The sequence below is a fragment of the Streptomyces sp. NBC_00080 genome, assembly GCF_045041255.1.
Lineage (GTDB): Bacteria > Actinomycetota > Actinomycetes > Streptomycetales > Streptomycetaceae > Streptomyces > Streptomyces coriariae.
On sequence record NZ_CP108235.1, the window covers coordinates 5959824 to 5978913 of the forward strand.

The following is a 19090-nucleotide window of genomic DNA, read 5'->3' on the forward strand; positions in this document are numbered from 1 at the left end:
GTGACGCACACGACCTTGGTGACGCATACAACCTTGGCGATGCGTACAACCTTTCGTGCGAACTTGTGTGTCAACAGGTCATGACTCACCGGACACGAAGAAGCAGAAGGCTGCTCGGCGCCGGGCTCACCGCCGGCGTCCTCATAGGCGGCGTGGCGGCCGCCACGCCCGCCGCGGCCGCCACCCCCACCGTGAGCTGTACGTCGGCCAAGGCCGGGCTCGCGGCCAAGCTGAAGAAGGACATCACCGCCGCACTGGCGAACCGCAAGGGCACGGTCGCCGTCGGCCTCTACGACCGCACCACCAACACCACTTGCACCCTGCGTGCCTCCACCGCCTTCGACTCGGCCAGCGTCGTCAAGGTCACCGTCCTGTCCGCGCTGCTGTGGGACGCGCAGAAGACCGGCCGGGCGCTGACCAGCCGTGAGAAGACCCTCGCCACGGCCATGATCACCAAGTCGGACAACGCCTCCACCTCCACCCTGTGGAAGCAGCTCGGCACGACGAAGATCAAGAACTTCCTGACGGCCGCGAAGATGACGCAGACCAAGCCCGGCGCGAACGGCTACTGGGGCCTGACCCAGATCACCGTCACCGACCAGCAGAAGCTGCTGAAGCTGCTGACCGCCAAGAACACGGTCCTGACCGACGTCTCGCGCGCCTACGTCAACACGCTGATGGGCAAGGTCGTCTCCGCGCAGCGCTGGGGTACCCCCTACGGGAGGCCGGCCGGGGTCAGCTGGCACGTCAAGAACGGGTGGCTGTCACGCGCCACGCACGGCTGGCGGGTGCACAGCGTCGGCACCTTCAAGGGCGGCGGCCACGACTACGTCATGACCGTCCTCACCCACGGCAACAGCACCATGAACTACGGCATCACGACCATTCAGGGCGTCGCCAAGGTCATCCACAAGGACCTGGCCGCCTCCTGAACGAGCCTTTACTCGGTGTCCCACCGCACGTCACCGACCCGGCCTACGGTGACGCCCATGCGCCTGCGAACCGTACTCGCCACCCTCACCGTCGGCCTGGCGGCGGCCACCACTCCCACCGCCGCCGGGCCCGCCGACGCCCACCCGGCCACCAGCACAGCCACGCACACCGTCGCCAACACGGCCACGGACAAGGCCTGTTCACCGGCCGTCTCCCTCGACGGCTTCTCCGACGCCCTCGACAAGACGACCTTCGACGGTACCTTCGTCGGCAACTTCTCCGCGCTCGCCCTGGACCGGGACGGCTCCCTCGCGGCCCTCTCCGACCGCTCCTCGCTCTTCGGCCTGGACGCGAAGACCCTCGCCCCGAAGTCGGTCGTCCCGCTCGCCGACGAGAGCGGCGCCGCACTCGACAGCGAGGGTCTCGCCATCGACGGTGACGGCACCCGTCTGATCACCTCCGAGACCGAGCCGTCCATCCGCCGCTACAGCCGCGACGGCAGGATCCTCGACCGTCTTCCGGTCCCGTCCTCGCTCCTCGTCGCCCCGGCCGGCCGTGCCACGTCCAACCAGACCTTCGAGGGCCTGACGCTGCTGCCCGGCGGGCGGACCCTCCTCGCGTCGATGGAGTACGCGATCTCCGGCGACAGCGCGGGCATCGTCCGTTTCCAGACCTGGCGGCGGCAGCACGGCGGGTTCGCGCTCTCGGTCCAGTACGCCTACCGCGCGGACTCCGGCCTCGGCGTCCCCGAGATCCAGGCCCTGCCCGACGGCCGGCTCCTCGTCCTGGAGCGCGGCTTCACCGCCGGCGTCGGCAACACGGTCCGCCTCTACCTGGCCGACCCCCGCCACGCCACGGACACCGGCGGCATCGCGGACCTCACCGGCCAGGGCGGCGTGCGCCTGGTGAAGAAGACGCTCCTCGCCGACATCGTGAACTGCCCGTCACAGGGAGCGACCGCCGAGCAGCCCCAGCCGAACCCGCTGCTCGACAACATCGAGGGCATGGTGATCACCGGCCGGGCCAAGGGCCGCCTGGAGGTGCTCCTGGTCAGCGACGACAACCAGAACGCGGCCCAGACGACCCGCTTCTACCGGCTGCGCGTACGCGTCTGACCGCGTCCGGCCACCGCTGACCGGCTGTGACCGTGCGTCCCCGACTGTTGCGGAGGGATGAAATCCGCTTCTTTCGGCGTTGGTGCCTTCCGGCAGAACAGGACGACCGGGCGACCGGGACGGCCAGTGACGACAGGAAGGCACCGGCGTGGCAGTGCAGCAGGGGGAGCAGCGGCGAGGATGGGCGCGCAGACTGGCCGGGTACGCCTGGCGGCACCCGGTGAACGTCGTGCTCGCGCTCGGCTCCTCGCTCGCCGGCATGGCCGTCCTGGCATTGGTCCCGCTGGTCACCAAGGTGATCATCGACGATGTGATCGGCGACCACAGCCGGGACATGGGCCCCTGGGCCGGAGCCCTGATCGCCGCCGCCGTCCTCGTCTACGTCCTCACCTACGTGCGCCGCTACTACGGCGGACGCCTCGCCCTCGACGTCCAGCACGACCTGCGGACCGAGATGTTCGAGACGATCACCCGCCTCGACGGCCGGCGTCAGGACGAGCTGTCCACCGGCCAGGTCGTGGGCCGGGCCACCAGCGACCTCCAGCTCATCCAGGGTCTGCTCTTCATGCTCCCGATGACGATCGGGAACCTGCTCCTCTTCCTGATCTCGCTGGTCGTCATGGCCTGGCTGTCCCTCCCGCTCACCCTGGTCGCCCTCGCCGTGGCACCCGCCCTCGCGTACATCGCCAGGCGCAGCCGTACCAGGCTGCACCCCGCCACCTGGTACGCCCAGGCCCAGGCGGCGGGCGTCGCGGGCGTGGTCGACGGAGCCGTCAGCGGCGTCCGGGTCGTGAAGGGCTTCGGCCAGGAGGACCAGGAGACCGGCAAACTGCGCGAGGTCGGCCGCCGGCTCTTCGCCGGCCGGCTGCGCACGATCCGTCTGAACTCGGCCTACACCCCCGCCCTCCAGGCCGTCCCCGCCCTCGGCCAGGTCGCCATGCTGGCGCTCGGCGGCTGGCTGGCCGTGCGCGGCCACATCACCCTCGGCACCTTCGTCGCGTTCTCCACCTACCTGGCCCAGCTCGTCGGCCCGGTACGGATGCTCGCCGTGGTCCTCACCGTCGGCCAGCAGGCCCGCGCGGGCACCGAACGCGTCCTGGAGCTGATCGACACCGAACCGTCGATGAAGGACGGCACCAAGGCACTGCCCGCGGACGCCCCCGCCACCGTCGAGTTCGACGACGTGAGCTTCGGCTACGACCCCGGCCGACCGGTCCTCGACGGCCTCACGTTCGAGATCCGCCCCGGCGAGACCCTCGCGGTGGTGGGCTCCTCCGGCTCCGGCAAGTCCACCGTCTCCCTCCTGCTGCCCCGCTTCTACGACGTCGGCAGGGGTGCCGTCCTCATCGGCGGCCACGACGTCCGCGAGCTCACCCTCGACTCGCTGCGGGCCGCGATCGGCCTGGTCCCCGAGGACTCCTTCCTCTTCTCCGACACCGTCCGCGCCAACATCGCGTACGGCCGTCCCGAGGCCACCCAGGAGCAGATCGAGGCGGCGGCCCGTGCCGCCCAGGCCGACCGGTTCATCGCCGAGCTGCCCCACGGCTACGACACGACGGTCGGCGAGCACGGTCTGACCCTCTCCGGCGGCCAGCGCCAGCGGGTCGCGCTCGCCCGCGCGATCCTCACCGACCCGCGGCTGCTGGTCCTCGACGACGCGACCTCCGCCGTGGACGCGGCGGTCGAGCACGAGATCCACGAGGCCCTGAAACAGGTCATGCAGGGCCGCACGACCCTGCTCATCGCGCACCGCCGCTCCACCCTCAACCTCGCCGACCGCATCGCCGTCCTGGACGCCGGCCGCCTCGCCGACCTCGGCACCCACGAGGAGCTCCAGGAACGCTCCGCGCTCTACCGCCGGCTGCTCACCGACCCCGACGAGCTCGGCGGGGTCTCGCCCGGCCACGCCCAGCCCGGGGCGCCCGGCGAGGACACCTCCGCCCGCGACGAACTGCGCGACGAACTGGACGCCGAGTTCGACGCCGAGCGCGGGGTCACCCCCCGGCTGTGGACCGGCGACCGGGAGCCGAAGGACACCGCCCTCTCCGGGATGCCGGCCACCCCCGAGCTGCTCGCCCAGATCGAGGCGCTGCCGCCGCTCGTCGACACCCCCGACGTCGACGAGCGGCAGGCGGTCCGGCCGGAGGCGTCCTACGGCCTGCGCAGGCTGCTGCGCGGCTTCGGCGCGCCCCTTCTCGTCAGCCTCGCCCTGGTCGCCGTCGACGCCGGGACCAGCCTGCTGCTGCCGGTGATGATCCGGCACGGCATCGACCAGGGGGTGACCCGGGCGGCGCTGGGGGCCGTCTGGGCGGCCTCGCTGCTCGCGCTGCTCTCCGTAGTGGTGCAGTGGGTCGCGCAGACCGGGGAGATCCGGATGACCGGCCGCACCGGCGAACGCGTCCTCTACACCCTCCGGCTGAAGATCTTCGCCCAGCTCCAGCGGCTCGGACTCGACTACTACGAGCGGGAGCTGACCGGCCGGATCATGACGAGGATGACGACGGACGTCGACGCCCTCTCCACCTTCCTGCAGACCGGCCTGGTCACGGCCTTCGTCGCGATCGTCACCTTCTTCGGCATCATGGGCGCCCTGCTGGTCATCGACGTACAGCTCGCGCTGGTCGTCTTCGCGACGCTCCCGCCCCTGGTCGTCGCCACGTACTTCTTCCGCCGGGCGAGCGTGAAGGCGTACGAGCTGGCCCGCGAGCGGGTGTCGACGGTCAACGCCGATCTCCAGGAGTCGGTGTCCGGGCTCCGGATCGTGCAGGCCTTCGGGCGCGAGCGGGACGGCGCGGCACGGTTCGCGGAGCGCAGCGACAGCTACCGCCAGGCGCGTATCCGGGGACAGTGGCTGATCTCGATCTACTTCCCGTTCGTGCAGCTGCTGTCGTCGGTCGCGGCGGCGGCGGTGCTGATCGCGGGCGCCGGCCGGGTGGACGCGGCGACCCTCACCACCGGTGCGCTGGTCGCGTACCTCCTCTACATCGACCTGTTCTTCGCCCCCGTCCAGCAGCTGTCCCAGGTCTTCGACGGCTACCAGCAGGCGACCGTCTCCCTGGGCCGGATCCAGGAGCTGCTCCGGGAGCCGACGTCCACGGAGTCCGCCGACGAGCCGGAGGAGGTCCTCTCGCTGCGCGGCGAGATCGCCTTCGAGGACGTGCACTTCCAGTACGGCTCCGCCGACGAGCCCGAAGAGGCCCTGACCGGCATCGAGCTGCGCATCCCGGCCGGGCAGACCGTCGCCTTCGTCGGTGAGACCGGCGCGGGCAAGTCGACCCTGGTCAAGCTGGTGGCCCGCTTCTACGACCCCACCGGCGGCCGGGTCACCGTCGACGGCACGGACCTGCGCGCCCTCGACCTCACCTCGTACCGCCACCGGCTGGGCGTCGTCCCGCAGGAGGCGTATCTCTTCCCCGGCACCGTCCGCGACGCCATCGCCTACGGCCGGCCCGACGCCACCGACGCCGAGGTGGAGGCGGCGGCCAGGGCGGTCGGCGCGCACGAGATGATCGCCACCCTCGACGGCGGCTACCTGCACGAGGTCGCCGAGCGCGGCCGCAACCTCTCCGCCGGCCAGCGGCAGCTGATCGCGCTGGCCCGCGCCGAGCTCGTCGACCCGGACGTCCTGCTCCTCGACGAGGCGACGGCCGCCCTCGACCTGGCCACGGAAGCCCAGGTCAACCAGGCCACGGACCGCCTGACCGGCCGCCGCACCACACTGGTCGTGGCCCACCGCCTGACCACCGCCGCCCGAGCGGACCGCGTCGTGGTGATGGATCACGGCCGGGTCGTCGAGGACGGCACCCATGACGCCCTCCTGGCCCTGGACGGCAGATACGCCCGCCTCTGGCGCACCTTCGTCGGCGAGGACGAGCCCGCGGCGGTGTGAGGGCAACCATTCGGCGTGTGCCGTGCGTCCGTACATCAGTACGGCGATCGTGCGTACGGCGGACGTGGGAGGGGCGGGACTGTGGGCACAGGTGCGAGAAGCGGGACGGTCCGGCGGCTGGTGCTCGGGCTGGTCGTGACGATCGTGTCCGCGCTGCTCGCCGTCGTCGCGCCGGGCAGCGCCCATGCCGCGACCTCCGCCGGGTCCTGCCCGGGCCGCAAGGTGCGGACGCTGCCCTTCTCCACCGGCTCCGTGCTGGTCTACAAGGGCAGTGGCTACGTCTGTGCCGTCACCGTCCAGAAGAACCCCGGCACCAGGCGGCTGGTCTCGGTGAGCGTGCAGGCACGTGGCCATGTCGCCGTGTCGAAGTCGCGGAAGCACACGCGCAGTTCCCCGCCGGCCAGGGTCTACGCGGGGCACCGGTGTGTGCGGGTGACCGGCGCGGTGGCCGGCGGTTCGTACCGCTCCGGCTGGATCCTCTGCTGAGCCGACCCGCGAGGTGACGGCACGGTACGTCAATCCCCTCTGGTGTGACGGGTGTTGCTCCGATAGCTTCCGGCGACGCACATCTGTCTCACAGGGAGGGTGCACGCGCATGCGCAAGGCGCTCAGATGGCTGCTGGCGCTCACGGTGCTCATAGGCACCTTGAGCACGGCGGCCACGGCAGGGGCGGCCACCGCCGCCGAGCCCAAGGCCACCGCCGGCACGGACATCAAGGACCGGCTCCTCGCCGTACCCGGCATGAGCCTGGTCGAGGAGAAGCCGTACCCCGGCTACCGCTACTTCGTCCTGAACTACACCCAGCCGGTGGATCACCGGCACCCCGCCAAGGGCACGTTCCAGCAGCGGATCACCGTGCTGCACAAGGACACCGCGCGCCCCACGGTCTTCTACACCGGCGGCTACAACGTCTCCACCACCCCCAGCCGCCGCGAGCCCACCCAGATCGTGGACGGCAACCAGGTCTCCATGGAGTACCGCTTCTTCACGCCTTCCCGCCCCGACCCGGCCGACTGGTCCAAGCTGGACATCTGGCAGGCGGCGAGCGACCAGCACCGCATCTTCAAGGCGCTGAAGAAGATCTACACCAAGAACTGGATCTCCACGGGCGGGTCCAAGGGCGGCATGACGGCGACGTACTACGAGCGCTTCTACCCCAGGGACATGGACGGCGTGGTGGCCTACGTGGCCCCGAACGACGTCGTCAACGACGAGGACTCCGCCTACGACCGCTTCTTCGCGGGCGTCGGCACCAAGGAGTGCCGCGACCGCCTGAACGCCGTACAGCGCGAGGCGCTGGTGCGCCGGGAGCCGCTGGAGAAGAAGTACGCGGACTACGCGTCGGCGGAGGGCTTCACCTTCACCACCATCGGCAGCCTGGACCGCGCCTACGAGGCCGTCGTCCTCGACTACGTCTGGGGCTTCTGGCAGTACAGCCTGCTGGCCGACTGCGAGTCGATCCCGGCCGACGCGGCCACGGCGACGGACGACGAGATCTGGACGTCCATCGACACGATCTCGGGCTTCTCGTTCTACACGGACCAGGGCCTGACCCCGTACACCCCGTACTACTACCAGGCGGGCACCCAACTGGGCGCCCCCACCATCCACTTCCCGTCCATCGAGAAGAAGTACATCCGCTACGGCTACCAGCCCCCGCGGAACTTCGTCCCGCGTGACATCACCATGAAGTTCCAGCCGTCGGCGATGCGCGACGTGGACACCTGGGTCAAGCACAACGCCCATCACATGCTCTTCGTCTACGGCCAGAACGACCCGTGGGGCGCGGAACGCTTCCGGCTCGGCAAGGGCGCGAAGGACAGCTATGTCCTCACGGCCCCCGGCCTGAACCACGGAGCGAACGTCGCCGGTCTGGTCGCCGACCAGAAGGCGCTGGCCACGGCCCGGATCCTGGCCTGGGCGGGCGTCGCGCCCAGCGCCGTCTCGCAGGCCCGGCCGCTGGCGAAGTTCGACGCGAAGCTGGACGTCCGGGACGTGGAGCGGGAGCCCGCGCTGCGTCCGTGACACTCACCAACTCGCCGCGCACAGCGGCCCCGACGGCCGGCCGGCTCACATGCCGGTCGGCCGTCGTGCCGTTCACCGGTGAGGTGACTGCGCGCCCCGGAACACCGTGAGCAGGTCACCGGTCTTCGAGCGCGCGCGGTGCGGGGACACGCCCCGGCGGTCGGCGTGCGGCCAGGGCGCGGACACGACCTAGTACGTCAGGCCGTGCCCGATCGGGTACAGCACCTGCGTCGGATCGTCCGCCCGCCGCACGGGCACCGGCAGCTTCCCGCGCGGTCCGACCACCCCGGCGATCACCCGGGCGGCGGCCCGCAGTTCGACGTCGGTCCAGCAGTAGGCTGCCAAGCAGGCGCGGACGAAGGGGAGTTGGGCCACGTCGTACGGGTTGCGGACGGCCACCGCCACCACCGGCCGGCCGGTCGCCGCCAGTCGCCGCACCAGCGTCCGCTGCGCGTCGGCCGCCGTGACGTTGTAGGTCGCGACCACCACGGCGTCCGCCCCTCCCGCGGCCGTCACCGCCCCGGCGATCGTCTCGGCGGACGGGGCCATGCCTGTGGCCAGGGCCGTCGCCCTGAACCCCAGTGCGGTGAGAGCGGCGGCCAGGACGCCGGTGGGCGGGCCCGTGGTGCCGGTGGGGGAGGCCGGGTCGGCACCGACCACCAGGAGCCGGGGGTGGGTCCGGGGCGAGAGCGGCAGCAGCGGTCCCTCGTTGACCAGTAGCGTCGTGGTCCGCTCGGCGATCCGGTCGGCCGCGACGAGGTGCTCCGGCGCCCCGACCGTCCGCCCCACGTCGGCCGGGCTGACGTACGGCTCGTCGAACAGACCCAGCCGTGCCTTCAGCCGCAGGATCCGCAGGACCGATGCGTCGAGCCGCCGCTCCGCGAGCTCCCCGTCCTGGACGGCCTTCAGGACGGCGTTCCAGGCCACGTCCAGGTCCGGCGGGTTGAGGAGCTGGTCGACACCGGCCTTCAGCGCGAGCACCGGCACCCGGTCGTCGCCGTACTTCGTGCGCACCCCCGCCATGTCGAGGGCGTCGGTGACCACGACCCCGTCGTAGCCGAGCTTCTCGCGCAGGATGCCGGTGACGATCGGACGGGAGAGGGTGGCGGGGTCCCCGGAGGCATCCAGGGCGGGGACCAGGATGTGCGCGGTCATGAGGGAGTCGACGCCGGCCGCGATCGCCGCCCGGAAGGGCACCGCGTCCAGCGTCTCCCACTCCTCGCGCGAATGGGTGATGACGGGGAAGCCGGTGTGGCTGTCGACGGCGGTGTCGCCGTGCCCGGGGAAGTGCTTGGCGGTCGCCGCCACTCCCGCCGCCCGGTAGCCCTCGGCCTCCGCCGCGACCAGGGCGGCCACCGCGGTCGGGTCGGCGCCGAAGGAACGGACGCCGATGACCGGATTGGCCGGGTTCACGTTGACGTCGGCGACGGGGGAGTAGTCCTGCCGGATGCCCATCGCCCGCAGCTCACGGCCGGCGAGGCGGCCGAGGGTACGGGCGTCGGCACGGCTGCCCCCGGCGCCGATCGCCATGGCGCCCGGGAAGAGGGTGGCGGGGCGGCCCACCCGGCAGACGGCGCCGTGCTCCTGGTCGGTGGAGATCAGCACCGGCAGGCCGCGCGGCTGTTGGAGGGAGGCCCGCTGGATACCGTCGGAGAGGTCCGCGATCTGCCGCGGGTCCCGGGTGTTGTGCGCCCAGGCGAAGTAGATGATCCCGCCGAGCCGGTAGCGGGCGAGCAGCTCGGCGGCCGTGCGGACGCCGTGTTCGCCGAGGTTGGCGTCGATGTCGGCCTGGTCGGGCGCGGTCGCCGAGTGGCCGTACACCCGCGAGACGAAGACCTGGCCGACCTTCTCCTCCAGGGTCATACGGGCGAGGAGTTCGTCGGGACGACGGTCGTCCGCGTGCGCCGGACCGCCGACGGCGAGGGCTGCGGTGACGCCCGCGCCGGCGGCGAGGACGGTGCGTCTGGAGGGCATGTGCGCTCCTTCCGGTGGGGGGCCGGTCCGGTGGCGCACGCTACCTGCGGGAGGCGCCGCCATCGGCGCATTGGAGGGGGGGCGCGCCGATGACGGCTCGGCCGCCGGGCCGCGGTGCGGCGGAGAGGGTGGGTCAGCGATCGCAGCCAGCAGCGAGGGCCGACACCGCACCGAGGTGACTCGTCCGACAGCTTGGAAGTTGGACGAGTGGGGTTCGAACAGGGTTCCCGGTCGCACCCCGTTTCACGGAAGTCGATACGGGTGCGGCAGGAGGGACCGGTGCAACGACCACCCGAGCCCGGACCGTTGACGTCGAACCGCCCGGGGCGGGGCCGCCACCCGGCCCAGGCCATCGGGTGCGCGATCGCCCGACGGGCGGCCCCCGGCGCCCGGCCGCCCGGCTCCGACGGTCCGGTGCGTGGCCACGCCGAGGACGGCGTGCGACTCGGGCGACCCGGTGCGCGGGGCCGGGGGCGCGAGGCCGGGCCCGGAGGCTCGATGGTCCGGAGGCTCGATGGTCCGGAGTCCCGTGGTCCCGTGGTCCGGGTTGGTCAGTGTGCTGACGCTCTTGGCCACTCCTCACGCAGTACCCGCACCGTCTCCGCGATCGCCGGACGCCGGGCCGCCCCCGTGCGCCACAGTGCGTACAGCCGGCGTACGGGCGTCGGGTCGAGCGGGACCTCCACGACGCCGGCCGGCAGCGGACCGCGTCCGAGGCGGGGGATGAGCGCCACCCCGAGACCGGCGGCCACCAGGGCGACGAGGGTCGGATTCTCCTCGGCCGTGTGGACGAGGTCGGGCTCGTGCCCCGCCGCCCGCAGCGTGCGCACCAGCCAGTCGTGACAGACCCGGCCCGGCGGCTGGCAGATCCACCGCTCACCGCCCAGCTCCTCCCGCCGTACGCCCGTCCGCCCCGCGAAGGGGTGCGCCTCGGGCACCAGCAGATCGCACGCGTCGTCGCCGATCACCGCGTGCTCGACACCCGCCGGGGCGGGCAGCGGCGCGATGTCCCAGTCGTGCGCGACGGCGAGGTCGACGGCCCCCTTCGCCACCAGGTCCACGGACAGGTGCGGGTCGACCTCGGTGAGCCGGGCGTCCAGAGCCGGGTGCCGACGGGCCAGGTCGGCGAGGACGGACGGCAGCAGTCCGCGCGCCGCCGAGGCGAACGCGGCGATGGTCAGCCGCCCGGCCGGCACCCCGCGCCGCTCCTCGAGCCCGGTCTCGGCCCGCTCGACGATCGCCAGCAACTCCTTCGCCGTGGCGGCGAGTTGAAGTGCCTCGTCGGTGAGCCGGATGCCGCGCCCCGCCCGCTCCAGCAGCACCGTCCGGGTCTCCCGCTCCAGCTTGGTGATCTGCTGGGAGACCGCCGACGGGGTGTATCCGAGGGCGGCGGCCGCGGCGCCCACGGTGCCGTGGACGGAGACGGCGTGCAGGGCGCGCAGTCGCTGGAGATCGAGCACCGTGAGTCCAATCGGTAGCGTTCCTTCATCCCACCATGCAGCAATCATCGCTGGTGCTTCACGGTCCGGGCGGGTGATCCTCGGCGCATGCGCCCCGCTCACCTCGCCCTCGCCGTCCTCGTCGCCGCCGTCTGGGGTGTGAACTTCACCGTCGTCGAGATCGGCCTCGGTCACTTCCCGCCGCTGCTCTTCTCGGCCCTGCGTTTCCTGGTGGCGGCACTGCCCGCGGTGTTCTTCGTGGGCCGCCCGAAGGTGGCCTGGAAGTGGATCGTGGCGGTGGGTCTCGTGCTGGGGGTGGCGAAGTTCGGGCTGCTGTTCGTCGGCATGGACGCGGGCATGCCGGCCGGCCTGTCGTCGCTGGTCCTCCAGATCCAGTCGGTGTTCACGGCCGTCATCGCCTTCGCGGTGCTCGGCGAACGCCCGACCCGCGTCCGGCTGCTGGGCATGGCCGTGGCCCTCGCCGGGATCGGGGTGGCCGCGGCCGACGAGGGCGCCTCCGGTTCGCTCGGCGCGTTCGCGCTGGTCGTCGCGGCGGCGGCCTGCTGGGGCGCGTCGAACGTCCTCACCCGCAAGGCCTCCCCGCCGGACCCGCTGAACTTCATGGTGTGGGTGAGCACGGTCCCGGTGCTGCCCCTGCTGGCCCTCTCCCTGCTGACCGAGGGCCCGTCGCGGGACCTGGCCGCGCTGCGCGCGCTGGACTGGCAGGGCGTCGGCACGCTGGGCTATGTCGCCTGGGTCACCACGGTCTTCGGCTTCGGCGCGTGGGGCTGGCTGCTGCACCGACACCCGGCGTCCACGGTGGCCCCCTTCTCCCTCCTGGTACCGGTCTTCGGCATGACGTCGGCCGCCCTGTTCCTGGGCGAGCCGGTGAGCGGCCTGCGCTGGTGCGCGGCGGCGCTGCTGGTGGGCGGGGTGGCACTCACCTCGCTCGCACCGGCCGCTGCAACTGCCGTCCCGTCTGCCGTCCCACCGGCCGCCACACCGGCCGCCGCATCTGCCGTCCCACCGGCTGTGCAGCCTGCTGCTCAACCCGCCGACCAAGCCCTTGACCAGCCCGCCGACCAGCCCGCTGTTCCACCTGTTGTTCAGCCGGAGGGAACCGCCTGGACCTCCGTCCATCCCGTGGACGTACCGGCGCCGGAGCGGACCGGCGCGGGATCATGAGGGGCATGGCCCTCGTCGACATCCCCGGTTCCAAGTCCCTCACCGCCCGCGCCCTGTTCCTGGCGGCGGCAGCCGACGGCGTCACCACCCTCCAGCGCCCCCTTCGTTCCGACGACACCGAGGGGTTCGCCGAGGGCCTGACCCGGCTCGGCTACCGGGTGGGACGGACGCCGGACGCCTGGCAGGTCGACGGCCGCCCGCAGGGCCCGGCGCTCGCCGAGGCCGACGTCTACTGCCGGGACGGCGCGACCACGGCACGCTTCCTGCCGACCCTCGCCGCCGCCGGCCACGGCACGTACCGCTTCGACGCCTCCCCGCAGATGCGCCGCCGCCCCCTCCTCCCGCTCACCCGCGCCCTGCGCGACCTGGGCGTGGACCTGCGGCACGAGGAGGCGGAGGGCCACCACCCGCTGACCGTGCGGGCGTCCGGCGTCGAGGGCGGGGACGTGGTGCTGGACGCCGGCCAGTCCTCCCAGTACCTGACCGCCCTCCTCCTGCTCGGCCCGCTCACCCGCACCGGCCTGCGCATCACGGTCACCGACCTGGTCTCGGTGCCGTACGTCGAGATCACGATCGCGATGATGCGGGCGTTCGGCGTGGAGGTGGGGCGCGAGGGGAACACGTACGTCGTTCCGCCGGGCGGCTACCGGGCCACGAGCTACGCGATCGAACCCGACGCCTCCACCGCGAGCTACTTCTTCGCGGCGGCCGCGCTGACCGGCGGCGAGGTGACCGTGCCGGGCCTCGGCGAGCGCGCGCTCCAGGGCGACCTGGGATTCGTGGACGTACTGCGGCGGATGGGCGCCCGGGTGGACGTCGGCGCGGACCGTACGACCGTGTCCGGGACCGGCGAACTCCACGGCGTCACGGTCAACATGCGGGACATCTCCGACACCATGCCGACCCTCGCCGCGATCGCCCCCTTCGCCTCCGGGCCCGTACGCATCGAGGACGTGGCGAACACGCGGGTGAAGGAGTGCGACCGCCTGGAGGCCTGCGCGGAGAACCTCCGGCGGCTGGGCGCCGAGGTGGCGACCGGCCCCGACTGGATCGAGATCAGGCCCGGCGCGGCCGGTTCCGGTGCGGGCGGCTCCCTCGCGGGCGCCGACATCAAGACCTACGGCGACCACCGCATCGTCATGTCCTTCGCGGTGACCGGACTGCGCGTCCCCGGAATCTCGTTCGACGACCCCGGCTGTGTCCGCAAGACTTTCCCCGGATTCCACGAGGCGTTCGCGGAACTGGCGAAGGTACTGCGGAAGGACAGCGACGGGTGAGTTTCAAGCTGGAGGGACCGGTCCTCGAAGGCGCGCTGGTGCGCCTGGAGCCGCTGGAGCAACGGCACACGGCCGAGCTGGCGCTGGCGGCGGAGGAGAACCGGCAGACGTACGACTTCACCTGGGTGCCGAGGGCGCACGAGGTCGGTGACTACGTCGAGGCCCAGCTCGCCCGCGCGGCGACCGGCAGACTCGCGCCCTACGCCCAGATCTCCCTGGCCTCCGGCCGGGCGGTCGGCGCGACCTCGTACTGGGAGCCGCGTTCCTGGCGGAGTGACGAGCAACTGGACGCCGTCGAGGTCGGTTTCACCTGGCTGGCCGGTTCCGCCCAGGGCACCGGCATCAACGCCGAGGCCAAGCTCCTCCTCTTCCGGCACGCCTTCACGCAGTGGCGCGTCTCCCGGGTGGACCTGAAGACGGACGCCCGCAACACCCGCTCCCGCGCGGCCATCGCGAGCGTCGGCGCCCGCTTCGAGGGCGTCCTGCGCAACTGGTCCCGCTCCTGGGCGCCGGGGGAGGACGACCGCCTGCGCGACTCCGCGATCTTCTCCATCACGGCGGAGGAATGGCCGAGGTGCGAGCGGCGGCTGGTGGAACGGGTGGCGGGATTCCCGCCGCGGGCGCGGTGAGCGCCGCCGGGAACGCGGCACGGCGGTTCGTCCGGCCCGGGGAGGTGCTGTCCTCGGCGCTGGAAACCGTCGTCACGGCCGGCAGCGTGCTCCTCTGGTACGCCCTCGCCATGCTCCTGTACCTGGAGAACCACGCGCGGGAGCCCTGGGACCCGGACCTTCCCCGCGAAGGCCCCGTCTTCCTGCTGGCCTCCGTGGCCGGTGCGTCGCTGCTGCTCAGCCGGGCGCTGCGCGCCCTGCCGGCCGGCCGCACCGGTCGGCTGGGCGGCGTCCTCGACCGGGTGGCCCTGGCCAGAGGGGCCGCGGTGGCCGTGATCTGGGTGACGCTGGTCGTCATCGCCGCCGTCACCTGACACAAGCCCCCCGGGGACCTGACACAAGCCCCCCGGGGTCATGCCGGCAGGCGGGCGGCAGCCGTACGCAGTTCCTCCCGCACCGCCGCGACGACCGGATCCCGCTCCGCCCCGGCCCGTACGGCGACGAAGACGTTCCGGGACGGCGGCTCGCCCTGTGCCGGGCGCAGGGCCAGTTCCCGGTGGGCGTACAGCGACCGCACCAGCCGGGGCACCAGCGCCACCCCCTGCCCCGCCTCCACCAGACCCGCCAGCGCGGCCCAGTCGTTCACGGCGTGCCGGATGTCGGGCGTGAACCCGGCCGCCGCACACACCGAACGGGTCACTGCCCCGCAGCAGCTGAGGGCGTTGCCGACGATCCAGACGTCCGTGGCCAGCTCCCGCAACGGCACCTCGGCGCGCTCCGCGAGGGGGTGGTCGGGCGGGAGGGCGAGGTCCAGGACGTCCGTCAGCAGGTCCTCGCGGGTGTAGCGGCGGTCGGTGTGCGGGGGAGCGGCCGCGAAGTCGACGGCGACGGCCACATCGACCTGCCCGCCGTCGAGCGCGGTGAACAGATCCGGCGGCTCCGCCTCCACGACGTCCAGGCGCAGGTGCGGAAGCCGGTTGCGCAACGCCCGCAGCGCGGCCGGCAGCAGCCCCAGGATGCCGCTGGAGAAACAGCCGACGGTGACCGAGCCCCGGCCGCCCTCCCCGTACACCGCCAGGTCGGCGCGGGCCCGCTCCAGTTGGGCGGCGATGACCTCGGCATGCGCGAGCAGGACCCGGGCCTGACCGGTGAGGCGTACGCCCCTGCCGTCCCGTTCCGTGAGCGGCACGCCCAGCTCACGGGCGAGGGCGGCGAGCTGCTGGGAGACCGCCGAGGGTGTGAGGTGCAGGGCCTCGGCCGTCCGCGCGAGGCTGCCCCGGCGCTCCAGCTCGCGCAGGACGGTCAGGCGGCGCAGGTCGATGGAGAAGGCCGTGTCCAGGAGCCTGCCCGGCGGCTGACTCGCGGGCGGGCCCGAGGGCCGGCTCGACGGCTGGATTAAGGGCTGGCTTACGGGTTCCACCGGAAAAGATTAACTGGACCTTGCGTGACGGGATCGGAAATCATCGGACCCATGACCACGCGCTCCTTTCTCATCCTCCACGGCTGGCAGAACCACCGTCCCGAGGACCATTGGCAGCACTGGCTCGCGGACCGCCTCACCGAGCTCGGCCACGAGGTCGTCTACCCGCAGCTGCCCGACCCGGACGACCCCGACCTGGAGGTGTGGCTGACCGAGCTCGCCCGCCACCTCGACGGGCTCGCCGCCGGCTCCGAGCGGGTGGTCGTCGCCCACAGCCTCTCGGTCCTCCTCTGGCTGCACGCCGTCGCCCGCGACCTGCCGGGACCGGCGGGCGTCGACCGGGTGCTGCTGGTCGCTCCGCCGTCCGGCTCGGTCCTCGCGCGGTATCCGGCGGTCGAGGGGTTCCGGCTCGCCGGGAACCTCCCCGGGCGGCTCGACGGCCGCGCGCTCCCGCACCCCACCCGGCTCGTCGCCGGGGACGACGACCCCTACCTCCCGGAAGGCGTGCAGGCGGCCTACGGCGACTTGCCGGGCCTGACCGCCGAACTCCTCCCGGGCGCCGGCCACCTCGACCTGGACGCCGGTTACGGCTCCTGGCCGTCGGTACTGGAGTGGTGCCTGGACGGGGAGGCGAAGCTCAGGGTGCGGTAGCGGGCGGTGCGGTGGCCGACGGCGTGGTGGCCGACGGTGTGGTGGCCGGCGGTGCCTTGGCGGGGGCCGGTGGGGTGACCGGTGGCGCGGCGGGAGTGGCGGCCTGCGGCCCGGGGGCCTGCGGATCGGTTCCGCACGCGCGGCCGCCCCGCAGCTCCGGAGTCGTCGTCCCCACCGCGGTGACCGCCGCCAGGCACATCAGGCCGCCGGTGATCAGCGCGGTCGTGCCCGAGGTCCAGCCGGCCACCACACCGCCGCGCAGGTTGCCGAGGTTGGGCCCCGCCTGGCCGACGATCGCCTCGGCCGCCGTCACCCGGCCCAGCAGGGCGTCCGGGGTGCGGGTCTGCACGATCGTGGCCCGGGACAGCACCGCGACCGAGTCCGCCGCACCGGCCACCGCCAGCATCCCCAGGCCCGCCCAGGCGCTGGTCGTCAGGCCGAAGAGGGCGAGGGCCGTGCCCCAGACGCCCGCGGAGCAGAGCATCACCGGGCCGGGGCGGGCGAGCCGGGTGACCGGTCCGGAGAGGGCGGTCGCCGCCACCCCTCCCACGGCGAGCGCGGACAGGAACAGACCGAGCGTGCGCGGGTCGCCGCCGAAGCGTTCCTCGTTGACGAGCGGGAACAGACTGGCGGGCATCGCCAGCACGGTGGCCGCCAGGTCGACCAGCAGCGCGCCGCGCACCGCCCGGTGACCGGTCAGGAACCGCAGGCCGTCCAGCACGCCCTGGACACCGGGGCGGGACTTCTCGCCCTCGGGCGGCAGCGCGGGCAATCCGTAGGCGCCGTAGAAGGCCATGCCGAAGGTGAGGGCGTCCACCAGGTAGCAGACGCCGACGCCCCACCAGCCGAGCACGACACCGGCGACGGCCGGGCCGAGCAGCATCATCGCCTGGCCCGTGACCTGGTTCAGGGCGAGACCGGCGGCCACCTGGTCCTTGGGCAGCAGCCGGGGCAGGAACACGCCCGCCGCGGGCGCGCCGATCGCCCCGAACGACGACTGCACCGCCACCAGCCCCAGCACCGCGGCCACCGGCACCTGCCCGGTGAAGCCCTGCACGGCCAGCAGGACGGAACAGACCGCCGAGCCGACGGTGCTCAGGAGATACGCGCGGCGCCGGTCGGCCCGGTCCACCCAGGCACCCGCGAACAGCCCGACGCCGATCAGCGGCAGCGCCTGTGCCAGCCCGACCGCGCCGCTCCAGACCGAGCTGTGGGTCGTGTCCCAGACCTGGTACATGACGGTGACCATGGTCATGAAGCCGCCGAGCGTGGACACCGTGCGCCCGATCAGCAGCCGCCGGAAGACGGGGGAGGAACGCAGGGGACGAACGTCGACCAGGGCCCTGGACAGAAGACTCATGACAGAACGACGGCGCCGCACGCCGCTGGCTGCTGATACACGGCGCGGAGGCTAACCCGCACACCACCCGAGGTGCCACTCGATTACCCGGCCCCGCACGCCCCGCGGGGTGCCGGGCCGCCGGCTGCCGGCCTCGGCGCCAGACCGTACGCGCGCCGGATGCCCTGCCGGTACCGGCCGGATCCAGGCCACACCCTGCCGAACACCCGGCGCAGGCTCTGCCCGGCCCCGGACCGAAGGCCGGACCGCACGCCCCGCCGGATGTGGGCCGAATACGGGCCGCGCGCCCTGCCGAACGGCCGGGCCGGAGGTCTTGTTCGGCGCCAGGCCGTAAGCCGGGCCGTACGCCCTGCCGGGCGTCGGCCGGATACGGGCCGTGCGCCCTGCCGGGCCTCAGCCCGAACGCCCCGTTCTCACGCGGAGTCGTTCAGCAGGCGGGCGAGATGGTCGCGCCCGGCGTTCAGCAGTCCGGGCAGTGGCTCGGCGTTCTCGTACCAGCGCCGCTCGTACTCCCAGCACAGCCATCCGTCCCAGCCGTGCCGGGTCAGGACCTCGACGCAGTCGGCGAGCGGCAGCACCCCGGCGCCGAGGGCCAGCGGGGTGCTGTCCTCGGCCGAGGCGATGTCCTTGACCTGCACGTATCCGAGATAGGGCGAGAGTGCCGCGTAGGTCTCCTGCGGCTGCTCGCCGCCCAGCCAGGTGTGCATGACATCCCACAGCGCACCGACCTGCCGATGCCCGACCAGGCCGAGCACACGGATGGCGTCCGCGCCGGTGCGGTGCGAGTCGTGGGTCTCCAGCAGGATGCGTACGCCGAGGTCGGCGGCGTACTCGGCGGCGGTGCCGAGCCGCCGGGCGGCGATGGCGTCGGCGTGCTCGTCCTCGCCGCCGGGAAAGACCCGGACGAAGGGCGCCCCGAGGTCGCGGGCGAGGTCGAGGAGGACCCGGATCTCCTCGATCACGGGCTCGTCGTCGCCCGGCGCGGCGACCCGCGGGTAGCCCGCGAGCCCCAGGATCTCGACGCCCGCCGCCTTGAACGCGGCGGCGGCGTCGGACCGTTCGTCCGGACTCAGCCCCGGATGAACCGGTTCCTCCGGATGGGCGCGCAGCTCCACGCCGTGATACCCGTGCGCGACCGCGAGCCGCAGCACCTCGGGCAGGGGAACACCGGGAACACCGAGGGTGGAGAAGGCGAGCTTCATGGTCACCACTG

Annotated in this window: 15 protein-coding genes; 10 read left to right on the top strand and 5 right to left on the bottom strand. The window is 72.9% G+C overall.

The genetic code is table 11. The features are described 5' to 3' along the window. Nucleotides 1-80: 80 nt before the first annotated feature. The 5 genes from OHU34_RS26680 to OHU34_RS26700 all read left to right on the top strand — a co-directional run bounded on the left by OHU34_RS26680 (nt 81) and on the right by OHU34_RS26700 (nt 7963). A complete protein-coding gene (locus tag OHU34_RS26680) occupies nt 81-932 on the top strand; it encodes a serine hydrolase (protein WP_230195653.1) in 852 nt (283 codons plus the stop codon). 57 nt (nt 933-989) lie between these two features. Beyond that, the gene (locus OHU34_RS26685; protein ID WP_405768635.1) at nt 990-2048 is read left to right on the top strand and encodes an esterase-like activity of phytase family protein; all 1059 of its coding nucleotides are present in this window, start codon (nt 990-992) and stop codon (nt 2046-2048) included. Between the two features lie 148 nt (nt 2049-2196). Continuing rightward, a complete protein-coding gene (locus OHU34_RS26690) occupies nt 2197-5937 on the top strand; it encodes an ABC transporter ATP-binding protein (protein ID WP_200839691.1) in 3741 nt (1246 codons plus the stop codon). A gap of 81 nt (nt 5938-6018) precedes the next feature. Then, nucleotides 6019-6423 carry a hypothetical protein gene (locus OHU34_RS26695; protein ID WP_230195655.1) on the top strand — a complete coding sequence of 135 codons (405 nt, stop codon included), beginning with the start codon at nt 6019-6021 and terminating at the stop codon, nt 6421-6423. 109 nt (nt 6424-6532) lie between these two features. Then, a complete protein-coding gene (locus OHU34_RS26700) occupies nt 6533-7963 on the top strand; it encodes a S28 family serine protease (protein ID WP_142264438.1) in 1431 nt (476 codons plus the stop codon). A 189-nt stretch (nt 7964-8152) separates the two neighbouring features. Here OHU34_RS26700 and OHU34_RS26705 read toward each other — a convergent pair whose 3' ends face one another. Then, complete coding sequence (locus OHU34_RS26705) at nt 8153-9937, bottom strand: glycoside hydrolase family 3 protein (protein WP_142264437.1); 1785 nt, start codon at nt 9935-9937, stop codon at nt 8153-8155. A 551-nt stretch (nt 9938-10488) separates the two neighbouring features. Continuing rightward, nucleotides 10489-11397 carry a LysR family transcriptional regulator gene (locus tag OHU34_RS26710; protein WP_142264436.1) on the bottom strand — a complete coding sequence of 303 codons (909 nt, stop codon included), beginning with the start codon at nt 11395-11397 and terminating at the stop codon, nt 10489-10491. 87 nt (nt 11398-11484) lie between these two features. Here OHU34_RS26710 and OHU34_RS26715 point away from each other — a divergent pair, with 87 nt between their 5' ends. From OHU34_RS26715 to OHU34_RS26730, 4 genes are read left to right on the top strand one after another with little or no spacing between them, the layout of a single operon-like run. Continuing rightward, on the top strand, nt 11485-12561 hold the full coding sequence (locus OHU34_RS26715; RefSeq protein ID WP_405768640.1) for an EamA family transporter: 1077 nt from the start codon (nt 11485-11487) through the stop codon (nt 12559-12561). A gap of 5 nt (nt 12562-12566) precedes the next feature. Next, nucleotides 12567-13838, top strand: a complete 1272-nt coding sequence (gene aroA / locus OHU34_RS26720) for a 3-phosphoshikimate 1-carboxyvinyltransferase (protein WP_142264434.1) — start codon at nt 12567-12569, stop codon at nt 13836-13838. Continuing rightward, nucleotides 13835-14467, top strand: coding sequence for a GNAT family N-acetyltransferase (locus OHU34_RS26725; protein WP_142264433.1), 633 nt, complete (start codon nt 13835-13837; stop codon nt 14465-14467). The genes aroA and OHU34_RS26725 overlap by 4 nt, the downstream gene beginning before the upstream one ends. Next, the gene (locus OHU34_RS26730; RefSeq protein ID WP_405768644.1) at nt 14464-14820 is read left to right on the top strand and encodes a hypothetical protein; all 357 of its coding nucleotides are present in this window, start codon (nt 14464-14466) and stop codon (nt 14818-14820) included. Before OHU34_RS26725 ends, OHU34_RS26730 begins: the two co-directional genes overlap by 4 nt. 38 nt (nt 14821-14858) lie before the next feature. On the opposite strand, the gene OHU34_RS26735 is transcribed toward OHU34_RS26730, so the two are convergent. Next, nucleotides 14859-15866 (bottom strand): LysR family transcriptional regulator, encoded by a 1008-nt coding sequence (locus OHU34_RS26735; protein WP_405768647.1) that lies wholly within the window; start codon nt 15864-15866, stop codon nt 14859-14861. Nucleotides 15867-15917: 51 nt separating this feature from the next. Between OHU34_RS26735 and OHU34_RS26740 the strand changes: the two genes are divergently transcribed. Beyond that, nucleotides 15918-16517, top strand: a complete 600-nt coding sequence (locus OHU34_RS26740) for an RBBP9/YdeN family alpha/beta hydrolase (RefSeq protein ID WP_405768650.1) — start codon at nt 15918-15920, stop codon at nt 16515-16517. On the opposite strand, the gene OHU34_RS26745 is transcribed toward OHU34_RS26740, so the two are convergent. Both OHU34_RS26745 and OHU34_RS26750 read right to left on the bottom strand, forming a co-directional pair. Further along, nucleotides 16504-17877, bottom strand: coding sequence for an MFS transporter (locus tag OHU34_RS26745; RefSeq protein WP_405768652.1), 1374 nt, complete (start codon nt 17875-17877; stop codon nt 16504-16506). The two genes, OHU34_RS26740 and OHU34_RS26745, sit on opposite strands and share 14 nt — an antisense overlap. A 413-nt stretch (nt 17878-18290) precedes the next feature. Next, complete coding sequence (locus OHU34_RS26750) at nt 18291-19079, bottom strand: sugar phosphate isomerase/epimerase (RefSeq protein ID WP_230195661.1); 789 nt, start codon at nt 19077-19079, stop codon at nt 18291-18293. Nucleotides 19080-19090 lie beyond the last annotated feature (11 nt).

Bases quoted from the DNA above. Each gene is read 5' to 3' on its own strand.
- OHU34_RS26680 (WP_230195653.1), top strand. From the start codon at position 81: ATGACTCACCGGACACGAAGAAGCAGAAGGCTGCTCGGCGCCGGGCTC.
- OHU34_RS26685 (WP_405768635.1), top strand. From the start codon at position 990: ATGCGCCTGCGAACCGTACTCGCCACCCTCACCGTCGGCCTGGCGGCG.
- OHU34_RS26700 (WP_142264438.1), top strand. From the start codon at position 6,533: ATGCGCAAGGCGCTCAGATGGCTGCTGGCGCTCACGGTGCTCATAGGC.
- OHU34_RS26705 (WP_142264437.1), bottom strand. From the start codon at position 9,937: ATGCCCTCCAGACGCACCGTCCTCGCCGCCGGCGCGGGCGTCACCGCA.
- OHU34_RS26715 (WP_405768640.1), top strand. From the start codon at position 11,485: ATGCGCCCCGCTCACCTCGCCCTCGCCGTCCTCGTCGCCGCCGTCTGG.
- aroA (WP_142264434.1), top strand. From the start codon at position 12,567: ATGGCCCTCGTCGACATCCCCGGTTCCAAGTCCCTCACCGCCCGCGCC.
- OHU34_RS26740 (WP_405768650.1), top strand. From the start codon at position 15,918: ATGACCACGCGCTCCTTTCTCATCCTCCACGGCTGGCAGAACCACCGT.
- OHU34_RS26745 (WP_405768652.1), bottom strand. From the start codon at position 17,877: ATGAGTCTTCTGTCCAGGGCCCTGGTCGACGTTCGTCCCCTGCGTTCC.
- OHU34_RS26750 (WP_230195661.1), bottom strand. From the start codon at position 19,079: ATGAAGCTCGCCTTCTCCACCCTCGGTGTTCCCGGTGTTCCCCTGCCC.